The following is a 16,476-nucleotide window of genomic DNA, read 5'->3' as shown; positions in this document are numbered from 1 at the left end:
CCTTCTCCTGTCTCCTGTTCGCCGTGCTGTGCGGGGCTGCCGACTCGGGTGGTGCCGCACCTGTTGGATCAGACGGTTCCGGCCTGGCCGACGACCCGGTTCAGCCGGTCCATGCGGGTGGCAAGGCTCATCCGGCCCTCCAGGCGGAAGGCGGGCAGCCGCCGTCCGTCGATGTCGCCAAAGCCGTACTCGTCGGCCAGATCACCGGTGCGCAGGATCCGGCCCGAGCGGCTCAGCACCTCGGGATCCGCGGCGAGATGGGTGATCGCACGGCCGACGTACTCGGGCGAGTGGACGACCGCGGCCGGCCCGTCACCCAGCGCCTCCCAGGCCGCCTCGACCCGCTCGGTGCGGACGAAGCCGGGATGCAGGGAGAGGGCGGTGATCTTCTTCTTGCGCAGATCCGCCGCGAACGCCTTGCTGAGCCGATCACCGGCGGACTTGAAAACGTCGTACGCCGCCTGGCCGAGATAGGTGTCGCCGTCGGTGAAACCTATGCCGACGATCAATCCGCTCCTCCGCTGGATCATCAGCGGGGTGAGCAGCCGGGTGACGTCGTACTGGGCGCGCAGCGAACCCTCGCACAGCTCGTAACGCCACATCGGCTGGTCCCAGTAGGGGGCGTCGAACCGTATCTCGCCGGAACGCTCGTAGCCGGCCCAGGCGTTGTTCACCAGCAGGTCGAGCCTGCCGTGCTCGGACCGGACCCGGTCGGCCAGCGCCTGGTTGTCGTCCGTCGACCGGTGGTCGCAGCACATCGCGACTCCGGTGCCGCCGCGGGCGGTGACCTCGTCCGCGGTGTCCTCGATCGTGCCGGGCAGGCCCTCGGTGCGGCCCCCGGTACGGCTGCTTCGCCCGGTGACGTACACCGTTGCGCCCGCGCTGCCCAGGGCGAGGGCGATTCCGCGCCCCACGCCCCGGCTGGCGCCGGTGACCACGGCGACGGTCCCGTCGAGCCGCGGGGGCTTCCACTCCTCGTTCACGCGCGTGTCCTTTCCGGATTTCTAGCCGAGGTGGGCGGAGGCGTACTCAAGAGTCCGCCGGTAGGCGTCCGTGTCCTGGACGTGGGGGACCGCATAGCGTTCGCGCAGTTCCGGCATGGAGGTGGGCAGTACCCCGCCGCTGCACCGGGTCACTTCGCTGACATCGCGCAATACGGACAGATAGGAGCGGGCCGGCGGAGGCAGCCGGCGCAGTTCCTCGGGGTCGAGGTCGTCGGGTTCGACGACCTTCGGCGGGGTGAAGGTCCGGCCGAGGCCGGCCGCGTGCTTGACGCACACCTCGATGGCGGCCTCCATGTCCATGGCCGCACCGCCGTACGTCACCCAGAACTCACCGGATTCTTCGCCGAGTTCCACGGCGCGGAGCACCGCCTTGGCCAGCAGGTCCTGCGGCACGATGTCGATCCGGTTGCCCTGGTGCACCGGGATGAAGGGTGCCCGGCCCCGGCAGATCCAGTCGGACATGAGCTGCACTATCTGGCCCCGGGAGGTCCAGCCGGTCGCCGAGTCGCCGATCAGGTTCGTCGGCCGGAACACCGTGTGCGGCAGCCCGCTGTCGCGCAACAGCTGTTCGGAACGGAGCTTGGAGCGCACATAGTTGGTGGTGACATTGGTGTCGCTGAGCCGGTGCGGGGCGCTCGCCGCGAGGGCTGCCACAAAGGCGGTGCTGATGAAGTGGACGGAGGCGCCGGAGAGTTCGGCGAACTCGATCACCCGGCGGGTGCCGTCGACGTTCACCGGTTTGTAGCGCTCGTCCGGCAGTCCCCACTCGGTCAGTCCGGCCGAGTGGATGACGGTGTCGACATCGCGGGCCAGCGCCAGGTAGCTCTCCTCGTCGAGACCGAAGCGCGGCTCGGCCAGGTCGGCGTCGAGCACCTGCCCGGCATCGGCGGGGAGAGTGGCGCCGCCCTGCCGGGCCATCGGGACCAGCCGGACCGGCCGGCCCGGCGCCTCCCGCAGGATGGCCCGGCCCACCACGCCGGAGGCGCCGGTCAGCAGTACGGTGCGTCGCTCGCTCATCGCCGGGACTCCTTCCACTCCATCAGACGGGTCGTGATGCGAGCGCCGGTGTACAGCAGTGGTTCCGGCGGGAAGTCCCGCTGCTTGCGGTGCTCGTCGTCCACATACAGCAGCCGCGAGTACTCGGAGTCCTTGCCGAGGACGAGGTCGCGCAGCACCTTGCCGCCGGTGTGGGTGGCCGCGATGCCGTTGCCGTTGAAGCCGTAGCCGTAGAAGACATTGCCACCGGGCAGTGACCCGAAGTGCGGGGCGTAGTCGCGGGTGACGTCCACCGTACCGCCGTAGGCGTAAGTGAACCTGAGGTCCCTCCACATCGGGAAGAACCGCCCGAACTCCTTGTGCAGTTCCCGATAGGCCCGCTGGTCGTTCATGCGGCGGCGGCGCATGTCCCGCCCGTAGAAGTACAGGGCGGGGCCGCCGGCCCACAACAGCCGGTTGTCCGCGGTGAACCGGGCACAGGTGAGGAAGGTCTTCGCCTCGACGAGTCCTTCGCGGCCCGCCCAGGCGATCCGGCCCAGCTGCTCGTCGGAGAGCGGTTCGCTCACCATCGCGTAACTCCAGATGGGCACGGTCTTGTTGCGGAACGGCTCAAAGGTGAACTGGTGCGCGTTGGCGGCGATGACCACCTTGTCGGCGGTGATCCGCCCTCCGGGGGTGACGACCTTCGGCCGGACGCCCGGATCGACGCGCAGGACCGGGGTGTTGTCATAGACGGTCACCCCCCGCTCCTTGACGACCCGGGCCACGCCCCGGGCCAGCTTGAACGGGTTGACCAGCGCACCGCCGGTGCGCATGGCGCCCAGGATTGCGGGTGAGCCGATCAGTTCCCGGGCCTGACCGCCCGACAGCAGCTCGGGCTGCTCCCGGCCGGCGATCGTCGTGGCGAGCTCCCGGTCCGCGCGCAACCGGCGCAGCTGGGCCCGGTCGGTGGCCACCATCAGGTAGTCGTTGGCCTCGTACTCGGCGTCGATCTTGTTGCGGCGGGTGAAGCGGCCGATCTCCAGGATGGATCGCCCCACCGCCTGCGAGGCCTCCCGAGTGCGACGGGTGCCGAACTCCTCGACCAGGGCCTGGATGTCCTTGCCGATGGTCGGCGTGATGAAACCGTCCGCCCGGCCCGACGCACCGTAGCCCGAGTGCTTCGCCTCGACGATGCGGATGTCGAGCGCGGGTTCGGCCTCCTTGAGGAAGTACGCCGTCCAGAGTCCGGTGTATCCGCCTCCGACTATGGCCACATCGCAGTCCACGTCTTCCCGCAAAGAGGGTTCGTCCGTGCTGGATTCCGTCTCGTGCCAGTAGACGACGTGCTTTCGCGTGCTCACTCAGCGCCCCTTTTCGAGAATGATTCTCGACAGCCCCAGGTGGCGATTCTTGAAGTGCCTGACGCTCGCACCCAGATAGTTCTCGTAGTTGCGGACGTTCTCCTCGCCGGAGATGCGTACTGCCGCTTCCCGGTTCTTCTGCAGCCGCCGCAGCCATTCCGCGCAGGTCCGGCTGTAGTGGTCCGGGTCGTTGCGCAGCGACACGATGTCGAAGAGTCTCTCGCTCGATTCGACCACCTCGGAGAGCGCCGGTATCTCGGACTCCGGGAAGATGGTCTCGATGATGAACATGAGTTCACGCACCGTGGCCTTGTCCATGACCGTGTTGTTGCCCTTGACGTTGGTCTGCAGGGCAACACGGCCGTGTGCGGGCAGCCATTCACAGCAGCGCTCGAAGAACTGCCGGTAGGCCGCGATCCGTTCGGCCCTGGACAGTCCGGTCCTGGCGAAGTGCTCGAACGCGCCGATCGAGATGATCGCGTCGTATCCCTTGTCCGGCTCGTGATCGAGCCAGTTCTCCACCCGGACCTCGGTGCGCGGCAGCCTGGCCGCCCTGACCAGCTCGGCCTGGCTGTCGCTGAGCGTGAGACCCACCGCGTGCCGCACGCCGTGCTGCCCGGTCAGCCGCTTCAGCAGGCTTCCCCAGCCGCAGCCCACATCGAGGACGCGCCCGGCACCGCCCGCCCTGGCCCCCTCGATGAGGTGGTCCAGCTTTCGGGTCTGTGCGGCCTCCAAACCATCCTGGACTCCGGCCGGTTCGGCATCCGAACCCTCCCACAGAGCACAGGTGTAGGTGAGCGAGTCGTCCAGCCACAGGCGGTAGAAGTCATTGGAGAGGTCGTAGTGATGCCTGATCGCCTCGGCCGTGGCGCCCCGGTAGGTGGTGACGCTCATGCCGCGGCACTGGCGGACCGGGTGGCCTCGACCAGCTTGACCAGGTCGCCGACGGTCTTCACATTCGCGGCCTGGCTCGGGTCGAGTTCAATGTCCGCTTCGTCCTCGACCGTATAGACGATGTCGGCGATCTGCAGGCTCGAAAGGCCCACCGAGTCGAAAGCCGTATCGGCGTGGAGCGTCAGGCCGGCGGCCTTGTTGCCGAGCTTCTTCTGTATGAGGGCGCACACGGTGTCAACGGTGATCACGATGGTTCTTCCTTCCGGTAGGGCGATGTCCGGGGAATGTAACTCCGGTGGCCGGAACGGCACATGACAGGGCGGCCTGGCATCTTCCTGCCATGGCCGGGGCGGCCCCGGGTGACATGGATGTGCCACTTGTCCGGTGCGGGCGGAAAGGCTGCAATGGCTGGCACCACCGCCTGAGCAGAGGGACGGTCAATGAGAAGCCAATTCCGCGTGGTCGACTTCATTGTCGATTTTCTGTGCCGGCAGCGGATCGGTCATGTCTTCGGGGTTGGTGGCGCCAATATCGAAGACCTCTACGATGCCATCCAGCAGGTGGCGGCCGGCCCGCTCGGCGTCGTCGCCAAACACGAGTTCTCCGCCGCCGCCATGGCGGACGGATATCATCGCGCCTCGCAGCGCATACCGGTGATCGCGGCGACTTCGGGCGCCGGGGCCATGAACCTGGTCCCCGGAATCGCCGAACTCAGGGCCTCGTATGTACCGGCCCTGGTGCTGATCGGGCAGCCGCCCACCTTCCTGGACGGGCACGGCTCGTTCCAGGAGACCAGCGGCCAGGTCGGCTCGATCGACGCCGAGCGGCTGTTCGGCGAGATCGCCGTGCACTGCGTACGCGTCGAGGACCCGGAATCCATCACGGAGTCGCTGCCGCGCGCCCTCGCGGCGGCGCTGGATCCCGGGGCTCCCGGCCCCTCCGTACTGTTGCTTCCCAAAGATGTGCAGCAGACCGTGATCCCCCCCTGGGACCCGCCCGGGCCGCTCGCGCTCACCGTCCCGGCGCTGTCCTCCGCTGCCGAACGCGAGCGGGCGGCGGGCCTGCTGGCCACCGCCGGGGAGCGGCAGGGCGTGGTGGTGATCGCGGGCGAAGCGGTGGCAAGGGCCGACGCGCGTCCCCAACTGGCCGGGCTCGCCCAGGCCTTGGGTGCCAAGGTCGCGGTGGCGCCGGATGCCAAGGATGTCTTCGACGAAAGAGATCCGCACTATCTGGGCGTGGCCGGAGTCATCGGGCGCCCAGATGTGCAGGAGGCTCTGGAGCAGGCGTCCGCCGTGCTCCTCGCCGGTACCCGGCTGCCCCAGATGGCGGGGGCCGGACTGCACGACCACCTCAAAGGCGTGCCGGTGATCTGCATCGACCCCCGTCCGCCGTTCCTGGAACCGCGCGAGGACCTGGTTCGCCTCACCGGGCCGGTGCCGACGGAAATGACGCTGTTGGCACAGGAGTTGACCGCCAGGCAGCCAAGAGCTGGGGAACGGACGTCGCAGTCGCCATCGTACGGCGCACCGCCGCCCAGTGTCCCCGCGCCGGCGGATCCACTCGACATGCGCACCGCCGCACTGGTCATCGGCGCCGCACTGCCCGAACGGTCCACGGTGGTCAGTGACGCGGGCAACACCGGCGCCGTCGCGGTCCACCATGTCGGTGTGCCCGCCGGCGGCCGGTTCATCGTCGCCATGGGCATGGGCGGCATGGGGCACAGCTTCGGCGCCGGAATCGGCGCCGCGTTCGCGACCGGCAGGCGCAGTTGCGTACTCGCCGGCGACGGGGCGTTCTTTATGCACGGCATGGAGGTGCACACCGCGATCGAGCACCGGCTTCCGGTGACCTTCGTCATCTTCAACAACAACGCGCACGGCATGTGCCGCACCCGGGAGCAGCTGTTCTACTCGGGCGACTACTCCTACAACCTGTTCCGCCCGGCCCGGATCGGCGACGGCGCCGCCGCCCTGTTCCCCGGCCTGGACGCGGTGACCGCCCGGACCGCGGATGAGCTGCGGGCCGCCCTGGACCGAGCCGGTGCCACCCGGTCGCCCTCGCTGATCTGTATCGAGGTCGACCCCGCCGAACTCCCCCCGTTCCGCCCCTTCCAACAGCACGCCGTGGCCGTCGGAAGGAATCGATTCATCAGCCAAGGAGTAGTCCCAGGTTGACTTCTCCCCCAGCTGAAGCAGGGGGGATTCTTCCCTCACGGGTCGAGCTTTCTGTTTCGCAGCCCATTGCCGCCTGGGGTTACCAGCGAAGGGACGGTGTACCGCCCACGGTCTTACCCAGGCTCCACAGACCTGACATCCCGCCGGCCCGGCGGTAGGCCCCGGGCGGACTTGGCTGTCGCCCGCCCGAAGCGAGCCGATCCTACAACAGTCCGTAGACGGGTAGTTATGGCGATCCGCCCTGGCGGCGAATCACCGCTCCCTGCCCCGCTACGCGGAAAGCCTTTTTCCTCCCCCGGCTGAAACCGGGGGTATCCACAAAGGAGAACTGATGACCACCGCCATGACGAACCCGAACCCGGCCGCGGACTATGTCGCTCCGGACCCGGTCCCCGCCGACCTCAAGGACGTACCCGGGCTGCTGCGCTGGGAGACCACGCCGCGCGAGGAGGCGCTGGTGCTGGCCGGCCAGATGACCAAGGAGTCGTTCACCTATGACGAGGTGTACGGGAAATTCGTGACCGTGCATCAGTACATCGACGCGCCGCCTCGGACCGTCTACGACTACCTCACCGACGAGCGCAACCTCAACGAATACACCTACAGCACCCGTGACTTCGCACCCACCGCCACCCCCGGTCTCTACCAGGGCCGCGACACCCTCCTCGATGACGAGACCAAGATATTCCTGCGGATCGAGGGCAACCCCGACGCACTCACCGTGGACATGAAGTGTGCCTGGGACCAGGGCGAGGAACTGTGGATGGTCTACATCCACCGGATCATCTCGGCGGAGACCGTACTGGGCAAACCCGGCTCGGTCGTCATCTGGACCAACTGCCGCCACCCGTACTACGACAACAACCCCCACCCCGAGCTGGCCTCCAGCCCGGAGCGCCCATGGGTCGGTGACATGTGGCCCCTCTTCTACGCCGGCCACCAGGTGGAGATCGACAACCTGAAGAAGATCCTCGAACTCCGGCACGGAAGCGCCAACGCATGAGAGCTGTAAGCCTGCTCGAACTCGCTTCCTACCTCCCCGGAGAGCCGGTGGGTACCGAGTACTTCCTCGAACATCAGGAAAAGTCCGGGGAGTTGGCCGGTCACGCCATGTTCAAGGCACCGCGCCACCGGCACCATGTGTCCAGGGACGAGACGCCCGCGGACATGATGGAGAAGGCGGGGCTCACCCTGCGGGACCGCATCGGCGGAGACGCGGTCCGCGGCGTCGATGTGGTGATCACCAACTCGCTGCTCCCCGAAGTGCCGTTCACCGGGCCGGGGGCCGAAGTCGCCCACCGGCTCGGCATCAAGGCCGACTGGGTGCTCGACGCCCACAACGGAGGCTGTGCCTCCTTCATCCATATGCTCCGGCTGGCCCGGGTGCTGATCGGTACGGGCCAGGCCGGGTCCGCGCTGTTGTTCAACGTCCAGAACTGCGCGGGCCCGGTCATGACCCAGCCCGATGTCCGCAGGCTTCCCGAGGCGGTCATCCCCGGTGACGGCTGCGGGGCCGCCTATGTGGCGGCGTCCGGCGAATCCCCGGTGCTCGGCATCGAGGTCGCCAACCACGGCGAGTACACCCGGGACTGCGGTCTCGCCCTCCACGACGGGCGCAAGTACTGGGAGGCGGGGACCAGCCAGATGCACGTCGGATTCACCCCCGGCAGGGTCTCGGACATCGCCGAGCGCGGCAACCGGCTGGTGCCCGAGGTGGTCAACCGGGTCTGCGAGCGGCTGGACCTCAAGTCCGACGACCTGGATCTGCTGATCACCAACCAGCCCAACCGGATGTTCCTGAAGCAGTGGCAGGAGCGGCTCTCCATCGGACCGGACCGCCACCTGGACACCTTCGACCGGTTCGGAAACCTCTTCGGCGCGGCCGTCCCCATCACGCTCGACCATGGGATCCGGGAGGGCCGGGTCAAGGACGGCAGTCTGCTCATGCTGGCGGGATTCGCCCACGCCGGAGACCTCGCGGGAGCCGCGGCCGTGCACTGGCGGGCACGAGGCACACCCGGGTGACCGGCCGGCCGGCGGGCGGTCCGGCCCGGTTCCGCCCGCCGGCCCAGGTGTCAGGGCAGTCGACCCCGCTCACAAGGAGAGGCCATGTCCCGTCCCCAAGCCGTCGTCATAGGCGCCGGTGTCGGTGGCCTGACCGCCGCGCTGGCCTTATACAGACGTGGCTGGCACATCACCGTCCTGGAGCGTGCCCCCACCCTGGCTCCGCGCGGTGCCGCCCTGGTCCTGGCCCCCAACGCACAGCATGCGCTGGGCGCCCTCGGCCTCGGCGACGCGGTCACCGCCCTGGCGACGTGGCGCGGCGACGGCTCGATGCGCGATCCGCGGGGCCGTCCGCTGGCCCGCACCGGGAGCAGGTCCGTCCTCGTCGCCCGGTTCGGCGTACCTCTGGCCGTCCTGCGCCACCGCGACCTGGTCGACCTGATCGTCGACCGGCTGCCCGCGGACGCCGTACGCACCGGGCAGGCGGCGTTTCTCACCAGCAGCGGCTCGGCGGAGCACAAGGCCCGGGTCGCCACCCCGCAGGGGATGCGCGAGGCGGATCTCGTGGTCGCCGCCGACGGCATCAACTCGGCCTCGCGCGACATCCTCTTCCCCCGCCACCCCGTCCCCAAGTACGGCGGCTGGACCGCCTGGTGCATCCGGGCCCCCGCGCCGGGCCCCGATGTCCTGCCGCACCGGTCCTGGGGCAGCGGCCAGGTGTGGGGCACCCTGATCCAGGACCGGGACAGCGTGTTCAGCTACGCCTGTGCCGCCACCGAGGAAGGCGGGCGTTCCCCCGACGGGGAGAAGGCGGAACTGCTCAGGAGGTTCGGGCACTGGCACGACCCGGTGCCCACCTTGATCGAGTCGGTCGGCGAGGACGAGATCCTGCGCCATGACGTCTACCACCTGGCCGTGCCGCTCACCTCGTTCCACCGGGGCCGCACCACGCTCTTGGGGGACGCGGCGCACGCCATGGCCCCGATCCTGTGCCAGGGCGTCGGCCTGGCGATCGAGGACGGCGTGGTCCTCGCCCATCACGCCGTGCCGGGAAGGGATCTCCGCACCGCGCTCGCCGCCTACGACCGCGATCGCAGGCCTCGTACGACCGCCATGGCGCGCCGCGCGGAGCGGATCCTCAAACTGACCTCTCTGCACTCCCGAGCAGCCGTCGCCACCCGGGACGCGATGGTGAGAGCCGCTTCCACGGCCGTCCCGGGACTGCTGCTGCGCGGCTTCTGCGGATTCACCGACTGGTATCCGCCGACCGCGGACGATTCCCGGGGCATGGCCGCCGGCCGTGCCCCCTCATGACTCGAGCGGCCGACCGAGCCGCTCGTTCTCCTCAGCCGACCACTCACCCAAGGGAATTGAGTATGCGTCATATAGCCAAAGCTGCCACCGTCGCCACGGGCGCCCTGCTGCTCGGCGGTGTCGCCCTGGCCACTCCGTCCGCCGCGGCCCCGGCCGCCGGCCAGATCGTGACGGCGAGGTACGACTGCGGCAGCTACGGTGTCACCGACCTGACGATCGAGGCCTCGGCCGCGAACGGCGTCGGCTCCGTCAAGGTTTCCACCAGCGGGGGCCTGGCCCCGGCGGACATCCCCGCCGACTCCATCACCGCCACGCTGCGCCTGGCGCGCGACAGCGGCGGCACGGTGGCCTTCACCGGCACCGCCAACCAGGCCGCGGCCGCCGGACAGCCCGTGACCATCGGCCCGCTGAACGCCCCGGTGTCCGCGGGCGACAGTCTCGACTCCTACATCCCGGCAGCGGGTTCCACCGACGCCTCACTGGCCCTCCGGATTCTGGGCACCGACAACACCTGCAAGGCCGTGTCGAAGCAGACGCCCGGCCCGATCGTCTTCTGACGGCGGCGACGACCGGACGCTGAACGCCACGCCGGGGTCCGGCTGTGCGCACAGCCGGACCCCGACGCGGCACTCACCGCCCGGCCTGCTGCAGGGTACGCACCACAAGCACCCGTGAGCCGCACTCCAACTTCTGCATCACCACCCGCAGATGGTTGGTCACGGTCCACTCCGAGATGCCCAGCCGGCTGCCGATCTGACGGTTGGTCATCCCCTCGGCGACCAGCTGGGCGATCTCGTACTGCCGCGGCGTGAGTCCATGCGGGGCGCCGGCCGGTTTGGCCGGCTCCGCCCGGGGCACCGGCGCGAACAGTCCCGCGATCAGGGCGTCGTGCAAGGAGATCTGCCGGGCCCCGAACCGCAGCCGGTGCAGCACGGCAGGACCGAGGCTGCTGTGCAGCCGGTCGGCCACCGTCCGCAGCGCCACACTCTCGTCGGAGACCAGACCGTGCTGTTGGCGAATGCCCTCGGCGTGGACCAGCATCCGGGCCACCGCCTGCTGTTGCGCCTCGTCCCCCGGCCCCGCGGAGATCACCACCATGGTCTCCAGGGCCTCGGCCACCTCGGTGGGGGCGCTGGTGGCCATGAGCCGCTGGATCGACTCACGGACGTTCCGGTAGGCCTCCGGAGTCCGGCCGAGCAGCAGCCGAACCCGCGCGAGCGCGTTGAGCACGGAGGCCCGGACCACGGCCGGTGGCCAGGGGTCGCGCCAGAAGTCGTCCGCCCCGGCCGGCCCCGCGAGCGGCTCGGCAGGCCCCGGGGGCAACTCGGCCAGGGCCCGCAGCAGCGGCCCCTCCGCGTCCGGGTGGCCGTGCTGCGCCCGCAGCAGCGACTGCGATCTGCGGGCCGCGGCCGCGCCGTAGACATCCCCGACGATGTCGAGTTCCCGGAGAGCGGATTCGAGCAGCGCGGCGGCAGCGGTCGTCTCGCCCCTGCGGCGCAGCAGTTCGCCGGTGAGTGCGGACACCCTCGCGCGTACGCCCGGGAGTTCGGCGGCGACGGCCGCCCGGCCGAGTGCCGCCTCCGCACGCGGGTGCTCCCCCCGGTCCAGCGCCCAGCGGGCGACGGCCATCAGTGCCCCGGCGACCAGTGCGCCGTCGGCCCGCGGGGGACACGCGACGGCGGACTGCTCCATGATGTCGACCACGTCCACCGCGAGTCCGTTGCCGAGCAGGGGACCTTCCAGCGCGGTCAGCAGGCGCAGCACCTCCGCATGGTCGCCGCGCGAGCACAGATGGCGGATGGCCTTGCGCAGATCGGGCAGCCGGGCCTCGACGGCCGACAGCAGCTGTCCCGTGTCACGCCCGGAGCGCAGCCCGTCCGCGATGTCGGCGGCGAAGGCGGCGCAGTGGCCGGCGTGCCGGTCGAGCGCCCTGACCAGCCTGGCGGGGTCTCCCGCGAGCTCTTGGTGATAGCAGGCGCGCGCCATCCGCGGCAGCCTGAACTCCGGCTCTCCACCGTGGCCGGATCCACTGAGCAACAGGCTCTGGCGGACGAGGGACTCGATCCCGGCCACCGCGTCCGCCCGGCCGGTACCGGCCGCCCGTTGCGCCTCCGCCAGCCCGACCGGTGCCTCGAACAGGGCGAGATCGCAGAGGAGTTCCCGGTCCGCGGCACTCGGCCCCGGTGCGGCCCAGCCCAGCGCGCCGGCGATGCTGTGGTGCCGGGCGGGCACGTCCCGCAGCCTGCGCCGGCCGATGCGTTCACCCCTGCGCAGCCTCTCCAGTACGGCGTGCGGGCCCGCGGTGCCGACGGCCTCCGCGGCCATCTCGATGGCCAGCGGAATCCCGTCGAGCTCCCGGCAGAGGTCGGTCACCGCGCACTGCCCCTGGCTGCTGTCCAGTCCGGCACGGTAGTGGGGACTCACCCGATCGGTGAAGAGCTCCTCGGCCGGTGACCCGGCGCCGGTGGGCAGCGGCTCCACCAACAGGACGCGTTCGGCGCGGATGTCCAGCGCCACCCGGCTGGTGACCAGGATCTTCAGTCGTGGACAGGCTCCGAGCAGGACGGCGAGGTCCAGGGCGACGCCCGCGGCCACCGGGTCGCCGTTGTCCAGCACGAGCAGCAGCTGCTGTGATCCGATCAGCTCCGCGGCCCCGCTCGCGGTATCGGCGCCGACGCTCGACCAGATGGCCCCGCCGTCGGCGGAGTCGGCGAGATCCGTCCACCGGAGGGGGGTGGTGCCGCGCCGGGCCGGCCCGGTCAGTGCCGCATGGGCCAGATGGCTCTTGCCCACCCCGGCGAACCCGGTCAGCGTGATCAGTCGCTCTTGGGGATCGGCCAACACCTTGGTGAGCAGGGCGAGTTCATCCCGTCGGCCGTGGAGCCTGCCGAACCCGGCCGCCATCGGGCGGCCGCCTGCCGGTTCCGGTGCCGGGAACATGCTGCCGCCCTCCGGTGCGGCCGGGGTCGCAACGCCGAACTCCTGCTCTGACGCAAACATTTCAGCCCTCCAGATGGTGTGCTCGAAACGTCCCCAACCGGCTCGTACGCGCCGTGGCCCGTCCTACCCGGCGCCGTACCGGACCAGCACCGCGGCCAGCCCGCGCAACAAGGCGCTCTCCTCGGAGCGGACGAAGAAGTGGCCCCCGGGCATGGTGCGCAACTCGGCCCCCCGGGTGCCGTGTTCCGCCCAGGCGGCCATCGCGGGCACGGGCACCAGCCGGTCCCGGTCACCCACGAACAGATGCAGCGGCACCTGCAGTGGCTCGATCTCGTCCCGCTTGACCGCCCCTGAGCAGAGCCGGAGGTCGTCCCGGACCAGCGGCACGAACCGCGAACGGAATCCGCGCCGGGCGGCCAGCTCCCGGGGAATTCCGCCCAGTTCGGCCAGGCTCCGGGCCAGCACCTCGTCGTCGGCCGCCGGGTCCAGGATCCGGTTGGGCGGTATGTGCGGGGCACGGTGGGAGCTGAGGATGAGCGCCCGGGGCAGCGTCGCACCACGCCGCTGCCTGCGCAGGGTCAGGGCATGGGAGATGAACGCCCCCATGCTGTGTCCGTAGAGGAGATATGGCTGGGAGAACGCGTGGTCGAGCTGCTCGTCCAGCTCCGCGGCCAGCGCGTCGAGATCGGTGAACCGTGGCTCGTGGAGGCGTCCTTCACGACCGGGCAGCTGCACCGGCCGTACTCGCACCACGGCCCCGTACCCATCGAGCTCCCGCTGCCACCGCGCGAAGGCGGATGCGCCGCCGCCCGCACACGGCAGACAGAAGAGACTGGGTCCCGCTGCGGCGGGGCCGGCCGGCTGTGGCAGATACGGCGTCATCGTGCGCCCCTCCGGCCCGCTCAGTACGGCTGGCCTCTCCTCAGGTTCCCGGGCGGCCGATTCGGCTCCGCCATGAACCCCGAAGATCTCATTCGAGCCAGGGCCGGAAACAGTGGGTGGGTCCCGGCGCAGGGGATGGATTTCTCTGCACCCGGACATGACGGCCTCACACCCCGGAAGGGCGCCCGGCACAGACCCCGGACCGGGGCCGGGCGTTCCAAATCCGGGCGTGCGGCCGGTGGGTGACGGTGGATGGGCCGAGGCGGGGCGGGCCAGGAAGTGAGGGGTGAAGGTGAAGGACGGGAAAGCCTCACCCCCCGCCGATGATTCCATCACTTTCTGTGGATGCTTCCTCCATATGACGATCCTGGCATACGGAGAACCACAGCCCGAGACCGCAAAGGAACGTGCCAGATGAACGAGTTCATCGCCGACACACTCGCGCTTCCCGCCGCGCCGGATGCGCTTCCCGCCGCGCGCCCACGGCTCGTCGTGGACCATCTCGACTCAAGCCCTGACGACTTGGCCGCCCTGTTCACCTTCTGCGACGGCCCAGCTCCGCTCGACGAGTCCGCTCACGCATGACGAACCCGGGGGGCGAGACCGCATTTGTCGGCTTTGTCGGCTTCAAGAGCCATCTGCGCTGCATGGTCGTGCCCGGAGAGGCGGCCTATCTGTTATCGCACGCCGGCATCACGGCCCTTCGCGGCGGGCCGGCGGAGATCCTGGCCCCCCTGCTCGACGGGACTCGCACACCGGCCGCCATCGTCCGCGACGCGGCCCCGTCCCTCGCCTCCGAGGAGGCCGAAGACGCGCTGGGAGTCCTCGCCGAGGCCGGGTTGCTCCGTTTTCGGCGGCGATCCGGCCACCCGCCGGCCGACCGGGCCGCCGAGGCCTACTGGGATCTCGCGGGTCTGGACGGAGCCCGGGCCGCCGAAAAGGCGGCCCGGGCGGCCGTGCGGATCGTGACACTGCCCGGCGTCGCCGCGGACACCGTCCCCGAGGCATGCCTGGCCTCCGGGCTGCGGCTCACGGACTCGGTGCGGGAGGCAGCTCTCAGCCTCGTCCTGTGCGACGACTATCTCTCGCCCGAACTGCGGGACATCGACGCCGAGCACCGCACCCTGGGGCACCCCTGGCTGCTGGTGCGCCCGGGCGGCCCCGACCCCTGGTTCGGCCCGGTCTTCCGCCCTGACCACGGCCCCTGCTGGAACTGTCTGGCGACCCGGCTGCGAGACCACCGCACAAGCGAACTGCCCTTGCGGCGCGCACTGGGCCACGACGGTCCGATGGCCAGGCCGGAGGCCGCCCTGCCGGCCGGGCGCGCCCTGGCCGTACAGGCCGCGGTGCTGGAGGCGGTCAAATGGGCGAGCGGGTTCCGGAGCCCGGAGCAGGGTGCCGTACGCACCCTGAACACCCTTGCCCTGAAGACCACCGCCCATCCGGTGCCCCGGCTGCCGCAGTGCCCGGCCTGCGGTAACCCCCGGCTGCTCAGCGAGCGGGGCTGGCGCCCTCCCACGCTGCGGAGCCGGCCGAAGTCCGCTGACGGCACGGGCAACGGCCACCGCGCGCTCAGCACCGAGCGCATGCTGGAGCGCTATGGCCATCTGGTCGACCCCGTCACCGGCGTGGTGAAGGGGATCCACCGGGCCGTCGGCACACCCGACTTCGCCCATGCCCAGGTTTCGGGCCGGAACCTCGCCATGCGGGCCGGCACCCTGTCGGGGTTACGGGCCGGACTGCGTTCGCTCAGCGGCGGCAAGGGCCTCACCGCCGACGAGGCCCGGGCAAGTGCCCTGGGCGAGGCGGTCGAGCGGTACAGCGGCACCAGGCGCGGTGACGAGGCCGTGGTGCGCGACACCTTCCGCGGGCTGGGCGACGTGGCCCTGCATCCCAACTCCTGCCAGCTGTACCACGACCGGCAGTTCCGCGACCGGTCCCGCTGGAACGCGGCCCGCTCGCCCTTCACTTCCGTACCGGAGCGCTTCGACGAGAACCGCCCGGTCGACTGGACCCCCTTGTGGTCGCCGGCCTCGGGTACGCACCGGCTGTTGCCGACCAGCATGCTGTACTTCTCCGCCGACGCGGCGTCCCCTCCCGAACCATGCGCCGACTCCAACGGCAACGCGGCGGGCAGCAGCTTGGAAGACGCCGTGCTCCAAGGCTTTCTGGAGCTGGTCGAACGCGATGCGGTGGCCCTGTGGTGGTACAACCGCACCCGCCAGCCGGCCGTCGACCTGGACTCCTTCGACGAGCCGTACATCGACAGGCTGCGGTGCGGCTACCGGAAGCTGAACCGCGAGATCTGGGCGCTCGACCTCACCGCCGACCTCGGCATCCCCGCCATGGCGGCCGTCTCCCGGCGCACCGACAAGCCGTGCGAGGACATCATCTTCGGCTTCGGCGCCCATTTCGATCCCCGGCTGGCGCTGCGCCGGGCACTGACCGAAATGGGCCAGCTGCTGCCGGCCGTGTCGGGGGCGCGCCCGGACGGGTCGGGGTACCGCGTCGATCACCCCGAGGCCAGGAACTGGTGGCTGCGGGAGACCGTCGCGCGTCAGCCGTATCTGGCCCCCGCACCCGCGACGACCCCCAGAGCACCCCACTCCTGGGACTACATTCCCAGGGACGACCTGCTGGACGACCTCTCGGCGGCAACTGGTCTGCTTGCGGCGCACGGCATGGATCTGCTGGTGCTCGACCAGACTCGTCCCGACACCGGCCTCCCGGTGGTCAAGGTCGTGGTTCCCGGACTCAGGCACTTCTGGGCGAGGTACGCACCCGGGCGCCTCTATGACACTCCGGTTGCCCTGGGACGAGTTGAGAAGCCGACGTCTTACGAGGAGCTCAACCCGGTCCCGCTGTTCGTCTGACACACTCCAAGCGGTCTTGGGGAAGTGGGGCACGCCCCAACGACCAACCGGC

14 protein-coding genes are annotated in these 16,476 nt (G+C 70.3%); 7 read left to right on the top strand and 7 right to left on the bottom strand.

Going from position 1 to position 16,476, the window contains the following annotated elements; genetic code table 11:
• Window positions 1-68: 68 nt before the first annotated feature.
• From ABCR83_RS08695 to ABCR83_RS08675, 5 genes are read right to left on the bottom strand one after another with little or no spacing between them, the layout of a single operon-like run.
• Window positions 69-983: an SDR family NAD(P)-dependent oxidoreductase gene (locus ABCR83_RS08695; protein ID WP_462694276.1), complete on the bottom strand. Its 915-nt coding sequence runs from the start codon at window positions 981-983 to the stop codon at window positions 69-71.
• A 21-nt stretch (window positions 984-1,004) separates the two neighbouring features.
• Entirely contained in the window at window positions 1,005-2,021 is a 1,017-nt protein-coding gene (locus tag ABCR83_RS08690) for an SDR family oxidoreductase (RefSeq protein WP_462694275.1), read from the bottom strand.
• Complete coding sequence (locus tag ABCR83_RS08685) at window positions 2,018-3,343, bottom strand: NAD(P)/FAD-dependent oxidoreductase (RefSeq protein WP_462694274.1); 1,326 nt, start codon at window positions 3,341-3,343, stop codon at window positions 2,018-2,020. The genes ABCR83_RS08690 and ABCR83_RS08685 overlap by 4 nt, the downstream gene beginning before the upstream one ends.
• Window positions 3,344-4,237, bottom strand: coding sequence for a class I SAM-dependent methyltransferase (locus ABCR83_RS08680; RefSeq protein WP_462694273.1), 894 nt, complete (start codon window positions 4,235-4,237; stop codon window positions 3,344-3,346).
• A complete protein-coding gene (locus tag ABCR83_RS08675) occupies window positions 4,234-4,485 on the bottom strand; it encodes an acyl carrier protein (protein ID WP_462694272.1) in 252 nt (83 codons plus the stop codon). Before ABCR83_RS08675 ends, ABCR83_RS08680 begins: the two co-directional genes overlap by 4 nt.
• A gap of 192 nt (window positions 4,486-4,677) precedes the next feature.
• On the opposite strand from ABCR83_RS08675, the gene ABCR83_RS08670 reads away from it, so the two are divergent.
• The 5 genes from ABCR83_RS08670 (at window position 4,678) to ABCR83_RS08650 (ending at window position 10,286) form a co-directional block, all read left to right on the top strand.
• Window positions 4,678-6,411 carry a thiamine pyrophosphate-binding protein gene (locus ABCR83_RS08670; RefSeq protein WP_462694271.1) on the top strand — a complete coding sequence of 578 codons (1,734 nt, stop codon included), beginning with the start codon at window positions 4,678-4,680 and terminating at the stop codon, window positions 6,409-6,411.
• Window positions 6,412-6,742: 331 nt separating this feature from the next.
• Window positions 6,743-7,414 (top strand): SRPBCC family protein, encoded by a 672-nt coding sequence (locus ABCR83_RS08665; protein WP_462694270.1) that lies wholly within the window; start codon window positions 6,743-6,745, stop codon window positions 7,412-7,414.
• A complete protein-coding gene (locus ABCR83_RS08660) occupies window positions 7,411-8,436 on the top strand; it encodes a 3-oxoacyl-ACP synthase III family protein (RefSeq protein ID WP_462694269.1) in 1,026 nt (341 codons plus the stop codon). Before ABCR83_RS08665 ends, ABCR83_RS08660 begins: the two co-directional genes overlap by 4 nt.
• A gap of 84 nt (window positions 8,437-8,520) precedes the next feature.
• On the top strand, window positions 8,521-9,729 hold the full coding sequence (locus ABCR83_RS08655) for an FAD-dependent oxidoreductase (RefSeq protein ID WP_462694268.1): 1,209 nt from the start codon (window positions 8,521-8,523) through the stop codon (window positions 9,727-9,729).
• Between the two features lie 62 nt (window positions 9,730-9,791).
• Complete coding sequence (locus ABCR83_RS08650) at window positions 9,792-10,286, top strand: hypothetical protein (protein WP_462694267.1); 495 nt, start codon at window positions 9,792-9,794, stop codon at window positions 10,284-10,286.
• A gap of 73 nt (window positions 10,287-10,359) precedes the next feature.
• Here ABCR83_RS08650 and ABCR83_RS08645 read toward each other — a convergent pair whose 3' ends face one another.
• Window positions 10,360-12,729: a helix-turn-helix transcriptional regulator gene (locus ABCR83_RS08645; RefSeq protein WP_462694266.1), complete on the bottom strand. Its 2,370-nt coding sequence runs from the start codon at window positions 12,727-12,729 to the stop codon at window positions 10,360-10,362.
• A gap of 63 nt (window positions 12,730-12,792) precedes the next feature.
• Window positions 12,793-13,551 carry a thioesterase II family protein gene (locus tag ABCR83_RS08640; protein ID WP_462694265.1) on the bottom strand — a complete coding sequence of 253 codons (759 nt, stop codon included), beginning with the start codon at window positions 13,549-13,551 and terminating at the stop codon, window positions 12,793-12,795.
• 414 nt (window positions 13,552-13,965) lie between these two features.
• On the opposite strand from ABCR83_RS08640, the gene ABCR83_RS08635 reads away from it, so the two are divergent.
• Together ABCR83_RS08635 and ABCR83_RS08630 are read left to right on the top strand one after the other, a co-directional pair.
• On the top strand, window positions 13,966-14,136 hold the full coding sequence (locus ABCR83_RS08635; protein ID WP_462694264.1) for a hypothetical protein: 171 nt from the start codon (window positions 13,966-13,968) through the stop codon (window positions 14,134-14,136).
• On the top strand, window positions 14,133-16,424 hold the full coding sequence (locus ABCR83_RS08630) for a TOMM precursor leader peptide-binding protein (RefSeq protein WP_462694263.1): 2,292 nt from the start codon (window positions 14,133-14,135) through the stop codon (window positions 16,422-16,424). The genes ABCR83_RS08635 and ABCR83_RS08630 overlap by 4 nt, the downstream gene beginning before the upstream one ends.
• The last annotated feature ends 52 nt before the right edge of the window (window positions 16,425-16,476 follow it).

The sequence above is a fragment of the Streptomyces xingningensis genome (assembly GCF_054957865.1).
This window is presented reverse-complemented; position numbering and strand designations above follow the sequence as displayed.